Annotated in this window: 13 protein-coding genes; 2 read left to right on the forward strand and 11 right to left on the reverse strand. The window is 71.3% G+C overall.

Annotation, left to right across the window (positions count from 1 at the left end):
- The first annotated feature begins 175 nt into the window (after window positions 1-175).
- Both AMR74_RS06390 and AMR74_RS06395 read left to right on the forward strand, forming a co-directional pair.
- A complete protein-coding gene (locus AMR74_RS06390) occupies window positions 176-2,833 on the forward strand; it encodes a heavy metal translocating P-type ATPase (protein ID WP_053771225.1) in 2,658 nt (885 codons plus the stop codon).
- A gap of 75 nt (window positions 2,834-2,908) precedes the next feature.
- Window positions 2,909-3,565 (forward strand): NAD-dependent epimerase/dehydratase family protein, encoded by a 657-nt coding sequence (locus AMR74_RS06395; RefSeq protein ID WP_053771226.1) that lies wholly within the window; start codon window positions 2,909-2,911, stop codon window positions 3,563-3,565.
- 40 nt (window positions 3,566-3,605) lie between these two features.
- Here AMR74_RS06395 and AMR74_RS06400 read toward each other — a convergent pair whose 3' ends face one another.
- From AMR74_RS06400 to AMR74_RS06450, 11 genes are all read right to left on the reverse strand, one after another.
- Complete coding sequence (locus AMR74_RS06400; RefSeq protein ID WP_053771227.1) at window positions 3,606-3,878, reverse strand: hypothetical protein; 273 nt, start codon at window positions 3,876-3,878, stop codon at window positions 3,606-3,608.
- Between the two features lie 107 nt (window positions 3,879-3,985).
- On the reverse strand, window positions 3,986-4,447 hold the full coding sequence (locus AMR74_RS06405; RefSeq protein ID WP_053771228.1) for a universal stress protein: 462 nt from the start codon (window positions 4,445-4,447) through the stop codon (window positions 3,986-3,988).
- Entirely contained in the window at window positions 4,447-6,258 is a 1,812-nt protein-coding gene (locus tag AMR74_RS06410; protein WP_053771229.1) for a VC_2705 family sodium/solute symporter, read from the reverse strand. The genes AMR74_RS06405 and AMR74_RS06410 overlap by 1 nt, the downstream gene beginning before the upstream one ends.
- Window positions 6,255-6,734: a DUF4212 domain-containing protein gene (locus AMR74_RS06415; RefSeq protein ID WP_053771230.1), complete on the reverse strand. Its 480-nt coding sequence runs from the start codon at window positions 6,732-6,734 to the stop codon at window positions 6,255-6,257. Before AMR74_RS06415 ends, AMR74_RS06410 begins: the two co-directional genes overlap by 4 nt.
- A 106-nt stretch (window positions 6,735-6,840) precedes the next feature.
- Window positions 6,841-8,835: an acetate--CoA ligase gene (gene acs / locus AMR74_RS06420; protein WP_053771231.1), complete on the reverse strand. Its 1,995-nt coding sequence runs from the start codon at window positions 8,833-8,835 to the stop codon at window positions 6,841-6,843.
- A 129-nt stretch (window positions 8,836-8,964) separates the two neighbouring features.
- Window positions 8,965-10,752, reverse strand: coding sequence for a bacterio-opsin activator domain-containing protein (locus tag AMR74_RS06425; protein WP_053771232.1), 1,788 nt, complete (start codon window positions 10,750-10,752; stop codon window positions 8,965-8,967).
- Between the two features lie 160 nt (window positions 10,753-10,912).
- Window positions 10,913-11,152 carry a DUF2061 domain-containing protein gene (locus AMR74_RS06430; protein WP_053771233.1) on the reverse strand — a complete coding sequence of 80 codons (240 nt, stop codon included), beginning with the start codon at window positions 11,150-11,152 and terminating at the stop codon, window positions 10,913-10,915.
- Window positions 11,153-11,220: 68 nt separating this feature from the next.
- Window positions 11,221-13,176: an acetate--CoA ligase gene (gene acs, locus AMR74_RS06435; RefSeq protein ID WP_053771234.1), complete on the reverse strand. Its 1,956-nt coding sequence runs from the start codon at window positions 13,174-13,176 to the stop codon at window positions 11,221-11,223.
- Window positions 13,177-13,275: 99 nt separating this feature from the next.
- The gene (gene hflX / locus AMR74_RS06440) at window positions 13,276-14,634 is read right to left on the reverse strand and encodes a GTPase HflX (protein ID WP_053771235.1); all 1,359 of its coding nucleotides are present in this window, start codon (window positions 14,632-14,634) and stop codon (window positions 13,276-13,278) included.
- On the reverse strand, window positions 14,631-14,987 hold the full coding sequence (locus tag AMR74_RS06445; protein WP_077152264.1) for a DUF2209 family protein: 357 nt from the start codon (window positions 14,985-14,987) through the stop codon (window positions 14,631-14,633). Before AMR74_RS06445 ends, hflX begins: the two co-directional genes overlap by 4 nt.
- Before the next feature lie 167 nt (window positions 14,988-15,154).
- Window positions 15,155-16,201 carry a threonine aldolase family protein gene (locus AMR74_RS06450; RefSeq protein WP_053771236.1) on the reverse strand — a complete coding sequence of 349 codons (1,047 nt, stop codon included), beginning with the start codon at window positions 16,199-16,201 and terminating at the stop codon, window positions 15,155-15,157.
- Window positions 16,202-16,248: the final 47 nt, after the last annotated feature.

Consider the following 16,248-nt stretch of genomic DNA (forward strand, 5'->3'; position numbering starts at 1 on the left):
TTCGAAGGCTCGCTCCCCCGCGGAGGCGGCGTCGTTCCGCTCGATCCCGGGCTCGGTGGATCTCGGTCAGGCTCACGGCACCGAGATCGCTTTCGATCCGAAGAAATCGGCCTCTCGAACCTTTGGTTTCGAAGTGGAAAACGCACTAAGGGTGTAGCCCGTAGGACTACCCAAGATGAGCACCAGGACCACCCACCTCGACATCACGGGGATGAGCTGCGCCAACTGCTCGGCGAGCGTGTCCGACGCCGTGGGGTCGCTCGACGGCGTCTCGCGGGCGGACGCGAACTACGCGACCGACGAGGCGACGGTCGAGTACGACCCCGAGGCGACCTCGCTCGCCGCCATCTACGACGCGATCGAGTCGGCGGGCTACGGCGCGGTGGCCGAGACGGCGACCGTGGCGATCACCGACATGACGTGCGCGAACTGCGCGGACGCCAACCGCGACGCCTTGGAGTCCGTGCCCGGCGTCGTCGAGGCCGACGTGAACTACGCGACCGACGAGGCGCAGGTGCGGTACAACCCCGCCGAGACCTCGCTGTCGGCGCTGTACGACGCCGTCGAGGACGCGGGCTACTCCCCGGTCCGAGAGGGCGACGGCGAGACGGCCGACGGCGAAGGCGAGGGATCGGGCGAGAGCGCGCGGGACGCCGCGCGAAACGCCGAGATCCGCAAACAGCTCCGGCTGACGCTGTTCGGCGCCGCGCTGTCCGCGCCGCTCCTCTTTTTCATGGTCGACAAGCTGCTCCTCGGTGGCGCGGTGGTGCCCGACCGCATCTTCGGTGTCAGAGCCGTATGGGCCCAGTTCGCGCTCGCGACGCCGGTACAGATCGTGCTCGGCCGGCCCTTCTACGTGAACTCCTACAAGGCGCTCGTCACGAACGGCCGCGCCAACATGGACGTGCTGATCGCCTTGGGCTCGACGACGGCGTACGTCTACTCCGTCGCCGTCCTCTTCGACCTGGTCGCCGGGAGCGTCTACTTCGACACGGCGGCGCTCATCCTCGTCTTCATCACCCTCGGCAACTACCTCGAAGCCCGCTCGAAGGGGCAGGCCGGCGAGGCGCTCCGGAAGCTGCTGGAGATGGAGGCCGACACCGCCACCCTCGTCGACGGGGACGGGACCGAACGCGAGGTGCCGATCGAGGAGGTCGAGGTCGGCGACCGCATGAAGGTCCGCCCCGGCGAGCAGGTCCCGACCGACGGCGTCGTGGTCGAGGGCCAGTCCGCCGTCGACGAGTCGATGGTGACCGGCGAGTCCGTCCCCGTCGAGAAGTCGGAGGGCGACGAGGTCGTCGGCTCCACTATCAACGAGAACGGGCTCCTCGTGGTCGAGGCGACGAAGGTCGGCGCCGACACCGCGCTCCAGCAGATCGTCCAGACCGTCAAGGAGGCGCAGTCCCGCCAGCCCGACATCCAGAACCTCGCGGACCGGATCTCCGCGTACTTCGTGCCCGCGGTCATCGCGAACGCGCTGCTGTGGGGCGTCGTCTGGTTCCTCTTCCCCGAGGCGCTCGCCGGGTTCGTCGACCGGCTCCCGCTGTGGGGCCAGGTCGCCGGCGGCCCCGTCGGCGGGACCGTCTCGACGTTCGAGTTCGCGGTCGTCGTCTTCGCCTCGTCGGTCCTGATCGCCTGCCCCTGCGCGCTGGGGCTCGCGACGCCGGCCGCGACGATGGTCGGGACCACCATCGGCGCGCAACACGGCGTCCTGTTCAAGGGCGGCGACGTGCTCGAACGCGCGAAGGACGTCGACACCGTCGTGTTCGACAAGACGGGGACGCTCACGGCTGGCGAGATGGAACTCACTGACGTGGTCGCCGTCGGTGACGACGGCGGGACCGTCGCCGACGGCGGGACCGTCGCCGAGCGCGGCGACGCGGCGGACGAGGGCTCGGCGGCCGGTGGCGGCGCCGAGGCCCCCGAGGACGAGGTCCTCCGGCTCGCCGCGAGCGCGGAGCGCGGCAGCGAACACCCGCTCGCCCGCGCCATCGTCGAGGGCGCCGAGTCGCGCGGCCTCGACCTCGCCGACCCCGAGGAGTTCGAGAACGTACCCGGACACGGCGTGCGAGCGACCGTGGACGGGGACGAGGTGCTGGTCGGCAACCGGAAGCTGCTGCGCGACGCCGGCGTCGACGCCGCGCCCGCCGCGGAGACGATGGAGCGGCTCGAACGCGAGGGCAAGACGGCGATGCTCGTCGCCCGCCTGCCCGCCGGCGACGGGGACGGGGAACTCCTCGGTGTCGTCGCCGACGCGGACACGGTGAAGCCGAGCGCGGAGCGCGCGGTCGGCCAGCTCCGCGAGCGCGGCGTCGACGTGATGATGATCACGGGCGACAACGAGCGCACCGCCCGCGCCGTGGCCGAGCGGGTCGGGATCGACCCCGACAACGTCCGCGCGGGTGTCCTCCCCGAAGACAAGTCCGACGCCGTCGAGGCGATCCAGGCGGACGGCCGCCGGGCGATGATGGTCGGCGACGGCGTCAACGACGCGCCCGCGCTGGCGGTCGCGTACGTCGGCACCGCCATCGGCTCCGGGACCGACGTGGCCATCGAGGCCGCGGACGTGACGCTGATGCGCGACGACCCGCTCGACGTGGTGAAGGCGATCCGCGTCTCGGACGCGACGCTCCAGAAGATCAAACAGAACCTCGTGTGGGCGCTCGGCTACAACACCGCGATGATCCCGCTCGCGTCGCTCGGGCTGCTCCAGCCGGTCCTCGCGGCCGGGGCGATGGCGGTCTCGTCGGTGTCCGTGCTCACGAACAGCCTCCTGTTCCGCCGGTACGACCCCGAGGGCGACTACCGGCTCCTCGGGTTCCTCCGCCGCTGACCGGCGCCGAACGGCGCTTTCCTCCCCCGCGCGGCGTCCCGAAGCCCCAAGGCGGGGCGGCGCATATGCCGCGACATGGCCACCCTCCTCGTCGTCGGCGGCAGCGGCTTCATCGGGCGCGACATCTGCCGGTTCGCGGTCCGCGACGGCCACGAGGTCCGCAGCGTCTCGCGGAGCGGCCGCCCCGACGTCGACGCCGAGTGGGCGGACGCCGTCTCGTGGACGAGCGCCGACCTCTTTCGCCCGAACGCCTGGCGCGACCGCCTCGACGGCGTCGACGCCGTGGTCCACGCGGTCGGGACGCTCACCGAGTCGCCGAGCGACGGGGTCACCTTCGAACGGGTCAACGGCGACGCGGCCGTCCTGACGGCGCTGGAGGCGGAACGCGCCGGCGTCGACGCCTTCGTCTTCCTCTCCGCGGCGGCGAAGCCCCCCGGCGTGCGGAGCGCCTACCTGACGGCGAAGCGCCGCGCCGAGTCGTCCATCGCGGACCTCGACCTCGACGTCGTGACGCTCCGCCCGGGCCCGGTGTACGGCGAGGGACAGCCGCACCTCCCGGGCGTCGCCGACCGCGTGCTCCGGTTCCTCGCGAGCGCGCGGCCGATCGCTTCGCGGCTGGGCGAGGCGCGGCCGCTGGCCGTCGGCACGGTCGCCCGGGCGTCGTACCGCGCCGCGCTGGACCCGGACGAGCGGCTGCTCGACGTGTCGGACATCCGTGAACTCGCCGGGTGACGCGCGGGTGACGCGACCTGAGCGTCGCCGAGCGCCCCCGCTACCGGGCGCTGCGCTCCTTGGCTACCTCCAGCGAGATGAAGAAGCCGAAGTACGCCGGGATCCCCGCGAGCATGAACATGTACAGCACCCACCGCGGGGCCGTCGGAAAGGCGAAGTCGTACAGCAGCGACGCGAGCCCCACCCACGCGAGCGCGAACAGCAGGTCCTGCGCCATGCCGGTGCCGTTCTCGCTGAGCACCGTCCGGGCGCGGTCGGCGACGCTCGGGTCGGTCTCGTCGTTCGGCGTCTCCGCGGCGTCCGAGTCGGGCATGGATAGAGTGTGCGTGAAGGGGTACGTCGGCCTTGCGGAATCGCGCGGGGCCGTCCGCGCGACGGAGCGGTTCTCGGTCCGGGAGAGGCGGTCCCGGCGCGGCGACCTCAGTCTTCTTCGAGGTAGTCGACGACGAGGACGGGGACGTGCGTCGAGCGCAGCGTGCGCTCGGTGACGCTGCCGAGCAGCGCGCGGCGCACGCCGGCCCGGCCGTGACTCCCCATCACGATGAGGTCGATACCGTGCTCCTCTGCGTAGTCGCCGATCACCTTGTGCGGGCGACCGCCGGAGACGTGCTCGACGACGTCGACCGCGCGCTCACCGGCGCGGTCGGCGACGGCGCCGGTCGCCTCGTCGGCCCGCTCCTTCAGCTCGCCCATCTCGTCGAACCGACCCTGCTTGAGCCGGTCGACCTGTTCGGTGCCGAGGCTGAAGTTCACGGAGTCGATGTCGACCACGTACAGCGCGTGGACCTCCGCGTCGTACCGCTCGGCCAGGTCGAGCGCGTGGTCGACCGCGGCCTCCGCGACGTCGCTACCGTCCGTGGGCACGAGGATGCGTTCGTACATCACCGCTCCCCCTCCGTGGTGTCGTCGGGGGCAGCGCCGTCCACTGCGCGGTCACCCTCGGCGGCCGCGTCGTCCACTGCGCGGTCACCCTCGGCGGCCGCGTCGTCCACTGCGCGGCCGCCATCGGTCGCCACGTCCTCGCCGCCGTCCGCGGCGACGACGTCCTCGGCGGTCTCCTGTTGCCCCATCGGCTCGGGGCTGTGACACTGCCGGACGATCCGCTTCGTCTCGAGCGACGGCTCGTCCGTGGCCATCGAGACGACGATGGTGACGACGAACACGATCGGGAGCGTGATGAGCGCAGAGCCGATGGCGGGCATCCACGTCGCGAGCCCGGCCGACAGCGGCGCCTCCAGCGAGCCGATGTACGTCGGCACGATCTGGTTGATCATCGGGATCGCCCAGAGCGTCAGCCCGGTCGTCATCCCGGCGAGCGCGCCCTGCCGGTTGGCGTTCTCCCACCACATGCCGAGGAAGAACATCGGGAACAGCACGGAGCCGGCGAGCGAGAACGCGTAGCCCACGAGCGCCGCGATCGACGAGGCGGGGTTGAGCGCTGCCAGCGTCGTCAGCGCGCCCAGGGCGACGATCGAGAGGCGGCCGACGAGGATCTGCTGGCGCTGCGTCGCGTCCTCGTTGATGATGTTCGTGTAGATGTCGTGGCTGATCGCCGACGAGCCGGCGATGAACAGCCCCGCGACCGTCGCGATGGCCGCGGCGATACCGCCCGCCGCGACGATGCCGACGAACCACTCCGGCAGCCCGGACAGCTGCGCCGCCAGCACGACGATGACCTCGCTGGCCGCGCTCGTCATGCCGGGGTCGCCGTACGTGGCGCCGACGTTCTGCGAGTAGAGGTCGGTGCCGAACGCCGCGAACGCGGGCGCGCTCCAGTAGAGGATACAGATGAAGAACAGCCCCCAGACCGTCGACCAGCGGGCCGTCCGCTCGCTCTCGACCGTGTAGAACCGGACGAGCACGTGCGGGAGCCCGCACGTGCCGACGATGAGCGAGAACGTCGTCGCGACCCAGAGGTAGTAGCTCGACCCGGCGAACGGCTCGGAGAACTCGCTGCCGAGCTGGCTGATCAGCGCGCCGTACTCCAGCTGCGGCAGCACCGTGGAGTAGCCGTTCGTGTAGCCGACGACGAACAGCCCGACGACGAACGCGAGGATGAGGATGACGTACTGGACCGCCTGATTCTTCGTGGCGCCCAGCATGCCGGACAGCGTCAGGTAGCCGACGGTGACGACCATCATCGCGACGACCATCACCTGGTACCCGTCGAGGCCCGGGATGAGCCCCCCGTAGTTGCCGAAGATGTACAGGCCGACCAGCGCCATCCCCTTCGCCTGCCCGATGGCGTAGACGAAGCCGATGAGGAACGTCGTCACCGCCGCGATGGCGCGCGCGGTGTCGGAGTTGAACCGGTCGCCGACGAAGTCGGGCGCGGTGTACTTCCCGAACCGGCGCAGCTGCGCCGCGAGGAAGATGAGGAGGATGAAGTAGCCCGTCGTCCAGCCGACGACGAACACCAGCCCGTAGAAGCCCGCCAGCGCGATCGACGCCGCCATCCCGAGGTACGACGCCGCGGACATCCAGTTCGCGCCGATCGCCATCCCGTTCTCGACGTTCCCGATGGACCGGCCGGCGACCCACATGTCGTCGGTGTCGGCCACGCGGAAGACGAACCCGATCGTCAGGAACAGCCCCAGCATCCCGATCACGAGCAGCGCCGGCCCGATCTTGAACGAGATGTCGAGCGCCTCGGGGAGGAGTTCGCTCTGAAGGGGCAGCGAGCCCGCCGTCATTCGTCGACCCCTCCGTCGGTCGCCGCGACGTCATCGTGCTCGATGCCGTACTTCTCGTCCAGCGCGTCCCGCTTTCGCGAGTACCAGAACGCCAGGACGAGGGCGCTGGTCGGCGCGCCGAACGCGACGAGGAAGTAGTGGAGCGGGAACTGTAAGATCGGCATCGTCTGCGTCATCACGCCGGGCGCGAGGTTCGTCAGGGTCACCGGCCCCCACACCGCGAGGACCCAGATCGCGAACCCCGTCCAGACGATGCGGAGGTGATCGCGCATGTACGGCGTGCTCGGGTTCAGGATGTTCACTTCCGCCCCGAGGTAGTCGGTGTTGCTGTGCGCCTGTGCGGCTCCCGACGTCGCGACGCCGCCGTCGGTGGCAGCGTCGCCGGTCGCGCTGCCGCCGTCGGTGGCTGCTTCGCCGGCCGCGCGGCCACTATCGGTGACCGCGTCGCCTTCTTCGCGTGAGGTATTATCTGTCATGTTTTGGTCCGTTGTGAGCTTGTCTGTGTGGTTTTTTCGTGATGGTTTCCGTCGTGCGGTCCGCCGTGGTCGCGGACGGAACAAACGGAAAACGGCTCGCCGAGCGCTACTCGGCGTCGGCCTTCTTCTGGATCTCCTCGACGATCTCGGGGTTCCGAAGCGTGCTGGTGTTGCCGAGCTCCTCGCCGTCGGCGATGTTCTCGAGCAGGCGCCGCATGATCTTGCCGGACCGAGTCTTCGGCAGGTCCGGCGTGAACACGACCTGTTCGGGGCGGGCGATCGGCCCGATGGCGTCCTCAACGCCGGCGACGATCGCCTCGCGGAGCTCGTCGGTGCCCTCGTAGCCGTCCTCCGTGGTCACGTAGGCGTACACCGCCTCGCCTTTGATTTCGTGGTCGCCGCCGACCACTGCGGCTTCGGCGACGCCCTCGACGCCGACGATCGCGGACTCGATCTCCATCGTCCCCAGCCGGTGGCCGGAGACGTTGAGCACGTCGTCGACGCGGCCGAGGACGGTGATGTAGCCGTCGTCGTCGATCTTCGCCCCGTCCTCCGGGAAGTACACCCAGTCGTCGGGGTCGTCGCTGTCGGTGTCGGAGTACTCGGCCCAGTACTCCTCGATGTAGCGCTCGTCGTTGTTGTACAGCGTCCGGAGCATGCCGGGCCACGGCTTCTGTACCGTGAGGTAGCCGGCCTTGCCGGGATCCACCTCGTCGCCGAGCGTGTCGAGGATCTGGACGTCGAGCCCCGGCAGCGGCGGCCCCGCGGCGCCGGGCTTCATGTCCTTGACGCCGGGCAGCGTCGTCACCATCATCCCGCCGGTCTCGGTCTGCCACCACGTGTCGACGACGGGGCACTCCTCGTCGCCGATGTGCTGGTAGTACCACTTCCACGCGCGCGGGTTGATCGGCTCGCCGACCGTGCCGAGCAGGCGCAGCGAGGAGAGGTCGTGGCGGTCCGGGTACTCAGCGCCCCACTTCATGAACGCGCGGATCGCGGTGGGCGCGGTGTACAGCTGGGTCGCCTCGTGCTCCTCGACGATCTCCCAGAGCCGGTCGCGCTCCGGGTGGTCGGGTGTGCCCTCGTACATCATCGTCGTCGTCCCGAGCGCCAACGGTCCGTAGACGATGTACGAGTGGCCGGTGATCCAGCCGATGTCGGCCGAGCAGAAGTACGTGTCATCCGGCTCGATGTCGAGGACCGACTGCGAGGTCCACGACACCCACGAGAGGTAGCCGCCGGTCGTGTGTTTCACGCCCTTCGGCTTCCCCGTCGTGCCCGAGGTGTACATCAGGAACAGCATGTCCTCGGCGTCGCGGGTGACCGGCTCGACCTCGGCGCCCTCGTGGTCGGCCACGAGGTCGTCGTAGTCGACCTGGTCGTCGCCGAGGTCGTGGCCGAAGCCGTCGCCGTTCGGCCCCAGCCGGTCGACGACGACCGTGGTCGTGTCGTGCTCGACGCCCGCGAGCCCCTCGTTCGCCTTGTCGAGGTGGTCGAGCGGGTCGCCGCGGCGGTAGTAACCGTCGCAGGTGACGAGGTACTCCGACTCCGCGGCGTTCATCCGCGTCGCGAGCGCGTCGGCCGAGAACCCGGCGAACACGACGCTGTGCGGCGCGCCGATGCGCGCACACGCCAGCATCGCGATCGGCAGCTCCGGGATCATCGGCATGTACATCGTGACCACGTCGTCCTCCTCGACGCCCTGCTCCCGAAGGGCGGCCGCGAACTCGTTGACCTCGCGGTGGAGTTCCGCGTACGTGTACGTGCGGTCGTCCTCGTCGACGGGCTCGCCGACCCACTCGATGGCGGCCTCGTCGCCGCGCTCGTCGAGGTGTCGGTCGAGGCAGTTCGCCGACGCGTTCAGCTCGCCGCCCGTGAACCACTCGTAGAATGGGGGGTTGCTGTCGTCGAGCACTTGGTCGTAGTCGGTTTCCCACTCCAGCAGGTCGGCGGCCGTCTCCCAGCACTCGGGCCAGTTCTCCTCGAACTCCTCGTATATCTCCGGGTCGGACACATTCGCCTGCTCGACGAACGACTCCGACGGCTCGAACACCTCTTGCTCCGCTAATCTCGCTTCCAGTTGGCCGTCTCCCTCTGTCATGGTACGGTCGTATCCAACCAATATCGGCATATAAACGCTGACGCTAAATACGAAAAATCGTGAAGGATTCCGCCCCGGAAGCGCGGGGCTCGCACCGTCGGACCCCCTCGCGACCCGGGCGCCGACCGCTCACTCGCCGGGCGGGGTCGCCCGCCCGTCGTCCCTCCGGGTCGGCCGGTCGGCCTCGTCCTCGAAGACGCCGTCGAGGAGGGCCCGCTGGGCCTTCCGGAGGTGGTTGTGGAACGTCGGCGACGAGACGCCCATCGCGTCGGCCACCTCCTCGGCCGTGCTCCCGCGCGGCCAGTCGAAGTAGCCGCCGTGGTACGCCGCCGACAGCGCCGCCCACTGCCGGTCGGTGAAGCGGTCCGCGACCCCGTCCCGCAGCGCCGACTCCGTGCGCGGCGAGCGCGCGACCGACTCCTTGCTCGCGAGCCTGACGTCAGCGAACCGGTCGCGGAGCCCGTCCGCGACCGGGCGGACGTTCGTTCCCTCGGGGAAGTCGGCGACGACGCGGACCCGCCCTTCGGCGGCGGACGCGTCGCGCACGGTCGCGCCGTGGTCGACGAGCGCCCTGACCAGCGACCCGTCCGCGAGCCGGACCGACGCCGAACAGCCCTCTTCGCGGGTCTCGATCACCCGGAAGTCGGAGACGCCCGGCGACGCCTCGACGGCCGTCGCGACGTCCTGCGGGCGGGCCCCCTCGACGGAGAGGTACGCGCGGGACACGTCGTCGTCGACGTCGACCGTCGACGCCAACTCGATCCGACAGCCGAGGCGGTCGCTCGCCCGGGCGAGGAACGCACCGTCGTCGCCGGTGTGGAACTCGACCTCGGTGACCGCGTCGGAGTGGAGCAGTTCCCGCCACCGCTCGGCGGTGATCGCGCGGCCGAGGCAGCCGCCGAGGGCGGCGAGCGCGCGGCGCTCCGACTCGTCGACCGCGTCGCCGTCGGCCGCGACGGCGCAGAGCGCGCCGTGAATCGCGCCGTCGGAGGCCGCCGGCACCGCCACCGCGGGCCGTCCGTTGGTCTCCTGGCGACCGTCGGTCGTCGCCGGCGCGCCGTCCGTGACGGCGTCCAGCCACGGACCGGCGGCGGCGACGCCGCGGTCCGCGAGCGCCTCGCGGTCGACGCCGGCCGCGGCGGTCACGTCCGCCCGCCCGCCGCCGACCGCGCGGCGGACGACCCACGCCTCGGCCCAGCGGTCGGCGTCGACCAGCCCCTCGACGACGGCCGCGGCGGGGGCGGCCGCCCCCGGGTCTGCGAGCGCCTCGAACCCCGGTAACGCGGTCGTTCCGCCCCGTTCCGCGCTCCCGTCGTCGGACCGCCCGTCGCCGGCGATGGCGGCCGCGAGGGCCTCCCCGTCGAGCGGGTCGAGGTACGGGTCGAGGGTGCCGAGCGACTCCCAGCCGCCGGCGTCGCGGACGGCCCGCGGGTCGACGCCGCGGTCGACGAGCTGGCGCCGGGCGAACGTCTTCCGGAGGGCGCTCGGGGTGACCCGCTCGTCGACCGCGCCGTCGGTGAGGCCCGCCGCCCGCGCCGCTGTCTCGCTCACGATCATCTGGACGCGCCGCGGCGAGACGTCGACGTACGACTCGTCGTCGGCGAGCCCCTGGCTCGTCGCGTACCGGTCGAGGTCGGCGGCCAGCGAGGCCGGTACCACGGTCTCGCGGTCGATCTGTTCCCCGCCGAGCGCGGTCGACCCGGCGTCCCCGCCCTCGTCGCCGTCCGCCGCGGGCACCGCGAGGAGGCGCGCGCCCGCGACCGAGTCCGGCTCGCGCAGGTGGCGCGGGGCGACGCGGGTGATCTCCTCGGTCCGGAGGCCGGCCTCGCCCGCCAGCTTGACGACGAGCGCCGCGCGATACGTCTCCGCGGCGGTGACGAGCGCGTCGTAGGCGTCCGCGTCGAGGCCGTCCACCATTTGTTTCGGAACTCAACAAGCAGCCGAAACAAAACTGTTCCGGAAGTCGGTCTTTCTTGTCGGTCTCGACCGTATATCCTCGGAACCCCCGTCGCATGAAGACAAACAGCGGAATGATTAGTTTCGTTTCTTTGTTGTATTCCGAAACTACGTCCGCCGGTCACCCGGAGGGACTCACGCCCCAGGCGACGCGGTCCCACAGGCGCTCGTAGCCGTAGTACGTGAGCGTCTTCACGGCGTTCGTCACGAGGCCGATGCTCGCCGCCTGACCGACGTCGCCGACGACGAGCCACGCGACCGCGACCGTGATCGTCACCATCAGCGCCCGGTAGCACAGCGTCTTGACCACCGCGCGGCGACGGGCGTGGACCGCGTCCGCCGCGAAGACGTTCGTTCCCATACCCTCGATACGGACCCCACCGGCAAGTAACCACGACACGCTTCACAACCGAAAAAGAGAAACCGCTATCAGTTTCTCGTCTCTCGGACGGTCGACTCGATCTCCCCCACGACCTCCGGGTTGCGCAGCGCGCTCACGTCGCCGAACTCCTCGCCGCGGGCGATGTCCTCCAGCAGCCGCCGCATGATCTTCCCGGAACGCGTCTTGGGGAGCTCCGGCGTGAACACGATCCGGTCGGGGCGGGCCACGTCGCCGACGGCGCTCGCCACCCGGTCCGCGATGGCGTCGCGCAGGCGCTCGCCGGGCTCGACGCCGCTCTTCGTCGTCACGTACGCGACGATCCGGCCGTCGTCGTCGCCGACGACCGCCGCCTCGGTCACGCCCTCGGCGTCGACGATCGCCGCCTCGAGTTCGCCCGTGTTGAACCGCTGCGCACGGACGTTGATCACGTCGTCGACGCGCCCGAGGATCGTGACGTAGCCGTCCTCGTCGACGGCCGCGCCGTCGCCGGTGCGGTAGCGCCAGCCGTCCTCGCCGTTCAGCCAGTACTCGCGCAGGTAGCGCTCGTCGCCCTCGCGGAGCCCGCGCAGCATGCCGGGCCACGGCGAGGCGATGGTGAGGTAGCCCGACTCGCCGGGGTCGGCCGGGTCGCCGTCCTCGTCGACGACGCGGGCGTCGATCCCGGGCAGCGGCGGGCCGACCTTCCCCGGCTTCATCGGCGTGACCCCGGGCAGCGTGGCGAGCGCGATGGCGCCGGTCTCGGTCTGCCACCAGGTGTCGACGACCGGCGCGTCGCCGCCGCCGACGTGGTCGCGGTACCAGCGCCACGCCTTCGGCGTGATCGACTCGCCGACCGTGCCGAGCAGGCGGATCGACGAGAGGTCGTGGGACTCGGGGTACTCCGCGCCCCACTTCATGAACGACCGGATCGCGGTCGGCGAGGTGTAGAAGACGCTCACCGCGTTGCGCTCGATCAGGTCCCAGACGCGGTCCCGGTCCGGGTAGTCGGGCGAGCCCTCGTACAGCACGGTGGTCGTCCCGGTCGCGAGGGGGCCGTACACGCCGTATGAGTGGCCCGTGATCCAGCCGATGTCGGCCGCGCACCAGTAGGTGTCGTCGGGCCGCACGTCCAGGACCGTCCGCGTCGTCCACGCGACGTGCGCGAGGTACCCGCCCGTCGCGTGCTCGACTCCCTTCGGCCGCCCGGTCGTCCCCGAGGTGTACATCACGAACAGCAGGTCGGTCGCGTCGCGGGCCACGGGCTCGACCGTCTCGCCGTCGTGCGCGGCCACGAGCGCGTCGTACTCGTGCTCGTCGTCGCCCAGCGAGACGGCGAGCTCGTCGCCGAGGCGGTCGACCACGACCGCGGCCGACAGCTCGCTCTCGGCGCGGATCCGGGCGTTGTCCGCCTTCGACTTCTGGTTGAAGGCGTCCTCGCGGCGGTAGTAGCCGTCGCAGGTGACCAGGTACTCGGAGTCGGCGGCGTCGATCCGCGTGGCGAGCGCCTCCGCGGACAGCCCCGCGAAGACGACGTTGTGCGGCGCGCCGATCCGCGCGCACGCCAGCATCGCGATCGGGAGCTCCGGGATCATCGGCAGGTACAGCGTGACCACGTCGTCCTCCTCGACGCCGAGGTCGCGGAGGCCGGCCGCGAGGGCGTTCACCTCGCGGTGGAGGTCGAGGTAGGTGTACGACCGCCGCTCGCCCCGCTTCCCGAACCAGCGGATCGCGAGCTGGTTCCGGCGGTCGTCGAGGTGGCGGTCGACGCAGTTCGCCGACGCGTTCAGCTTCCCGCCGGTGAACCACTCGTAGAAGGGCGGCTCGGAGTCGTCGAGGACGGCGTCGTACTCCCGGTCCCACGTCAGGAGGTCGGCCGCCTCGCGCCACGCCTCGGGGCCCTCCCGGTCGAACCGCTCGTACACCGAGGGGTCGTTCGCGGCGGCCTCGTTCCGGAAGTCGGCCGGCGGCGGGACGGCGTCCCCGTCGCCGTCGACGAGTCCCTCCTCGTTCCCGGAGTCGTCCATGACATCGTATGGCCGGCGGAGACTCGTATACTTTGTCCGCGCCTTCGCCGAGCGACAGCCGATCGCAGCTGGCCGTCGACCGCCGCCGGGCGGTCGCGGTCAGGCCGACTCCTCGGCGGGCGGCGCCGAGACCTCGGCCGCCTTCGCCCGGGCGCGGGCGACGATCGAGGGCTTCGCCTCGAAGTCCACGGTCACCTGGTCGCCCGCGTACGTCTCCTCGGCGACGTACCCGTGGTCGTGGACCCACGAGACGAGGCTCATCGCGTCGTCGGAGACGGGGAGCACGAGTCGCTCGCGCTCCCAGTCCGGCAGTTCGTCCTCGACGCGGTCCCGGAGCTCGGCGACGCCGGCGCCCGTCTTCGCCGAGACGGCGATCGGGTCCGGCGCCACGCCCGAGAGCGCGGCGCGCTTCTCCGCCAGCTCGCCGGGCGCCAGCCGGTCGACCTTGTTGAACACGGTGACTACGGGCGCCTCGTTGCGCTCGTAGAGGGTGTCGTGGCTCGTGACGAGCTTCTCGCGCATCTCCGCGACCGGCTCGCTCGCGTCGACGACGAGCAGCACGAGGTCGGCCCGGTAGACGGAGTCGAGCGTCGACTCGAAGGACTCGACCAGCCAGTGGGGCAGGTCCGAGATGAATCCGACCGTGTCGGTGAGGAGGACGTCGCGCTTCTCCATCTCGGCCCGGCGGGTCGTGGTGCCGAGCGTCGTGAACAGCATGTCCTGCGACTCGGCGGTGGTGTCGAGGTCGCGGTGTCGGTCGTCGTTCTCGTCGACCGCCAGCTCGTCGGCGAGCCGGCGCATCAGCGTCGACTTCCCGGCGTTGGTGTACCCGGCGAGCGCGACCAGCTCGAAGCCGGAGTCGCGGCGCTGCTCGCGGCGCGCCTCCTCCTTCTCCGCGATCGATTCGAGCTCGTCGCGGATCTCCGATATCTGCCGTTTGATGTCGCGCTCGACGCTCTCGTCGTACTCGCCGAGCCCCATGAACCCGGGCCGCTCGTCGCGCTTCGCGAGGCTCGCCTTCGCCTCCGCGCGCGGCAGCTCGTAGCGGAGCTCCGCGAGCTCGACCTGGAGCTGTGCCTTCCGAGTGTTGGCGCGCTGGCCGAATATCTCCAGGATGAGCGTGAACCGGTCGACGACCTCGACGCCCTCGGGGAGCACCCCGCCGATGTTGAACGTCTGGTACGGCCCCACGTCGTTGTCGACGATGACCGCCTCGGCGTCGGTCCGGCGGACCAGGTCGCGCAGCTCCGCGACCTTCCCCTCGCCGAACATGAACGCGGCGTCCTCGGTGCGCGTCTGGGTGAGCTCGCCTGCCACCTCGTACCCCGCGGCGGCCGCGAGCTGCGATATCTCCGCGAGGTCGGCCTCGCCCGAGTCGACGCGCTTGGCGACGATCGCGCGGCGGCTCCCGGTCGGCGCCTCGGCCTCGCCGTCCGCGTTCCCGGCGCTCCCGCTCATAACAGGAGTTCGCGCGCGGCGTACGCGGCGTGGTGTGCTGCCTGCACTGTCTCGCGCTCGCCTATGCTCTCGACGTATTTAAACTCGGGCTGGAAGCTCAGCCCGACGCGGGCCGCCGGCTCCTCGTAGAACTCGCCGCCCTCGGCCACGACCGGTCCCTCCGGCGGCGTCGGGAGGTCGCCGACCGCCTCCGCGGCGAGCGCGACGGTCGCCTCCAGCGTCGGGCCCTCGCGCGCCGCGGCGAAGCCCATCCCCTCGACCGACCGGATCCGCGAGGAGTCGATCCGCGCGTGGACCGCGGCCGCGACCATCAGGTACTCGCCGCCCTCCTCGTGGCGGCCGCTGATGTCCACGCCGACGACCTCAGGGGCGGGCGCCGTCCACCACGGTTCGACCGGCTCGGGTTCGCGGGGCGGCTGCTCGTGCGTCCATGGTCCGCCGTAGGTCGCCCGCCGAATTGAACGTTTCCGTGCGGGCTCCGAACGGGCCGTCCACCCGCGTCGGCGGAGCCGGCGGCCCGTTACGCCCGTAGCTCGTCGACTACGGCCGCGATCCGGTCGATCGCTTCGTCCACGTCCGCCTCGTCGACGTCGAGGTGCGTGGTGAACCGCGTCGCGTAGTCGTCGAACTCGACGCAGCCGACGCCGGCCTCCTTACAGGCCGCGTAGAGCGACTCGGCCGGGATCCCGGGCGCCTCCGTGTTCGCGACGACGATGTTGGTGTCGGGCGCGGGCGCGTCGACGCCGTCGAGCGCGTCCAGCCCGGCCGCGAGCCGCTCCGCGTTGGCGTGGTCCTCGGCGAGGCGGTCGACGTTCTCCAGCGCGCGGAGCGCGGGCGCGGCGATCATGCCCGCCTGGCGCATCCCGCCGCCGAACAGCTTGCGGACGCGGCGGGCGTCCTCGACGAACGCCTCGTCGCCGGCGAGGATCGATCCGACCGGCGCGCCGAGCCCCTTCGAGAGGCAGAAGGTGACGCTGTCGACGGGGGCGACGACCTCGCTCGCGTCGACGCCGAGCGCGACCGCGGCGTTGAACACGCGCGCGCCGTCGAGGTGGACCGGCACGTCGGCCTCGCGGGCGACCTCGGCCGCGTCGGCGATCCGCTCGACCGGGACGGCGACCCCGCCGCGGTAGTTGTGGGTGTTCTCTAAGGAGAGCAGCCCCGTTCCGGGGCGGTGGAGGTCCTCGTCGACGAGCCCCTCGCAGACCGCGTCTGGGGTCGGAACGCAGCGCTCGCCGGCGTCGATCGTCCGCGTCTGGACGCCCGAGAGCTTGGCGGCGCCGGCCAGCTCCCAGCGGTAGATGTGCGACTCGCGCTCCAGGAGGAGCTCCTGGCCCGGCTCCGTGTGCGCGTGGACCGCGATCTGGTTCGCCATCGTCCCGGAAGGGACGTACAGCGCCGCCTCCGTGCCGACCGCCTCTGCCGCGCGCCGTTCGAGCTCGTTGACCGTCGGGTCGTCGCGGTACACGTCGTCGCCGACCTCGGCGGTCGCGGCCGCCTCGCGCATCTCTTCCGAGGGCGCCGTGACGGTGTCGGACCGCAGGTCGATGAAGTCGTCGTCGGACATCCGTTACCCGCCCTACCGCGGCGGCGGGCATATATCCCGCGCTCGGC

Origin of the sequence: Halorubrum tropicale (assembly GCF_001280455.1) — an archaeon.
Taxonomy (GTDB): domain Archaea; phylum Halobacteriota; class Halobacteria; order Halobacteriales; family Haloferacaceae; genus Halorubrum; species Halorubrum tropicale.

Coding starts and splice junctions, on each gene's coding strand:
- AMR74_RS06390 (WP_053771225.1), top strand. CDS start 176: ATGAGCACCAGGACCACCCACCTCGACATCACGGGGATGAGCTGCGCC.
- AMR74_RS06395 (WP_053771226.1), top strand. CDS start 2,909: ATGGCCACCCTCCTCGTCGTCGGCGGCAGCGGCTTCATCGGGCGCGAC.
- AMR74_RS06400 (WP_053771227.1), bottom strand. CDS start 3,878: ATGCCCGACTCGGACGCCGCGGAGACGCCGAACGACGAGACCGACCCG.
- AMR74_RS06405 (WP_053771228.1), bottom strand. CDS start 4,447: ATGTACGAACGCATCCTCGTGCCCACGGACGGTAGCGACGTCGCGGAG.
- AMR74_RS06410 (WP_053771229.1), bottom strand. CDS start 6,258: ATGACGGCGGGCTCGCTGCCCCTTCAGAGCGAACTCCTCCCCGAGGCG.
- AMR74_RS06415 (WP_053771230.1), bottom strand. CDS start 6,734: ATGACAGATAATACCTCACGCGAAGAAGGCGACGCGGTCACCGATAGT.
- acs (WP_053771231.1), bottom strand. CDS start 8,835: ATGACAGAGGGAGACGGCCAACTGGAAGCGAGATTAGCGGAGCAAGAG.
- AMR74_RS06425 (WP_053771232.1), bottom strand. CDS start 10,752: ATGGTGGACGGCCTCGACGCGGACGCCTACGACGCGCTCGTCACCGCC.
- AMR74_RS06430 (WP_053771233.1), bottom strand. CDS start 11,152: ATGGGAACGAACGTCTTCGCGGCGGACGCGGTCCACGCCCGTCGCCGC.
- acs (WP_053771234.1), bottom strand. CDS start 13,176: ATGGACGACTCCGGGAACGAGGAGGGACTCGTCGACGGCGACGGGGAC.
- hflX (WP_053771235.1), bottom strand. CDS start 14,634: ATGAGCGGGAGCGCCGGGAACGCGGACGGCGAGGCCGAGGCGCCGACC.
- AMR74_RS06450 (WP_053771236.1), bottom strand. CDS start 16,201: ATGTCCGACGACGACTTCATCGACCTGCGGTCCGACACCGTCACGGCG.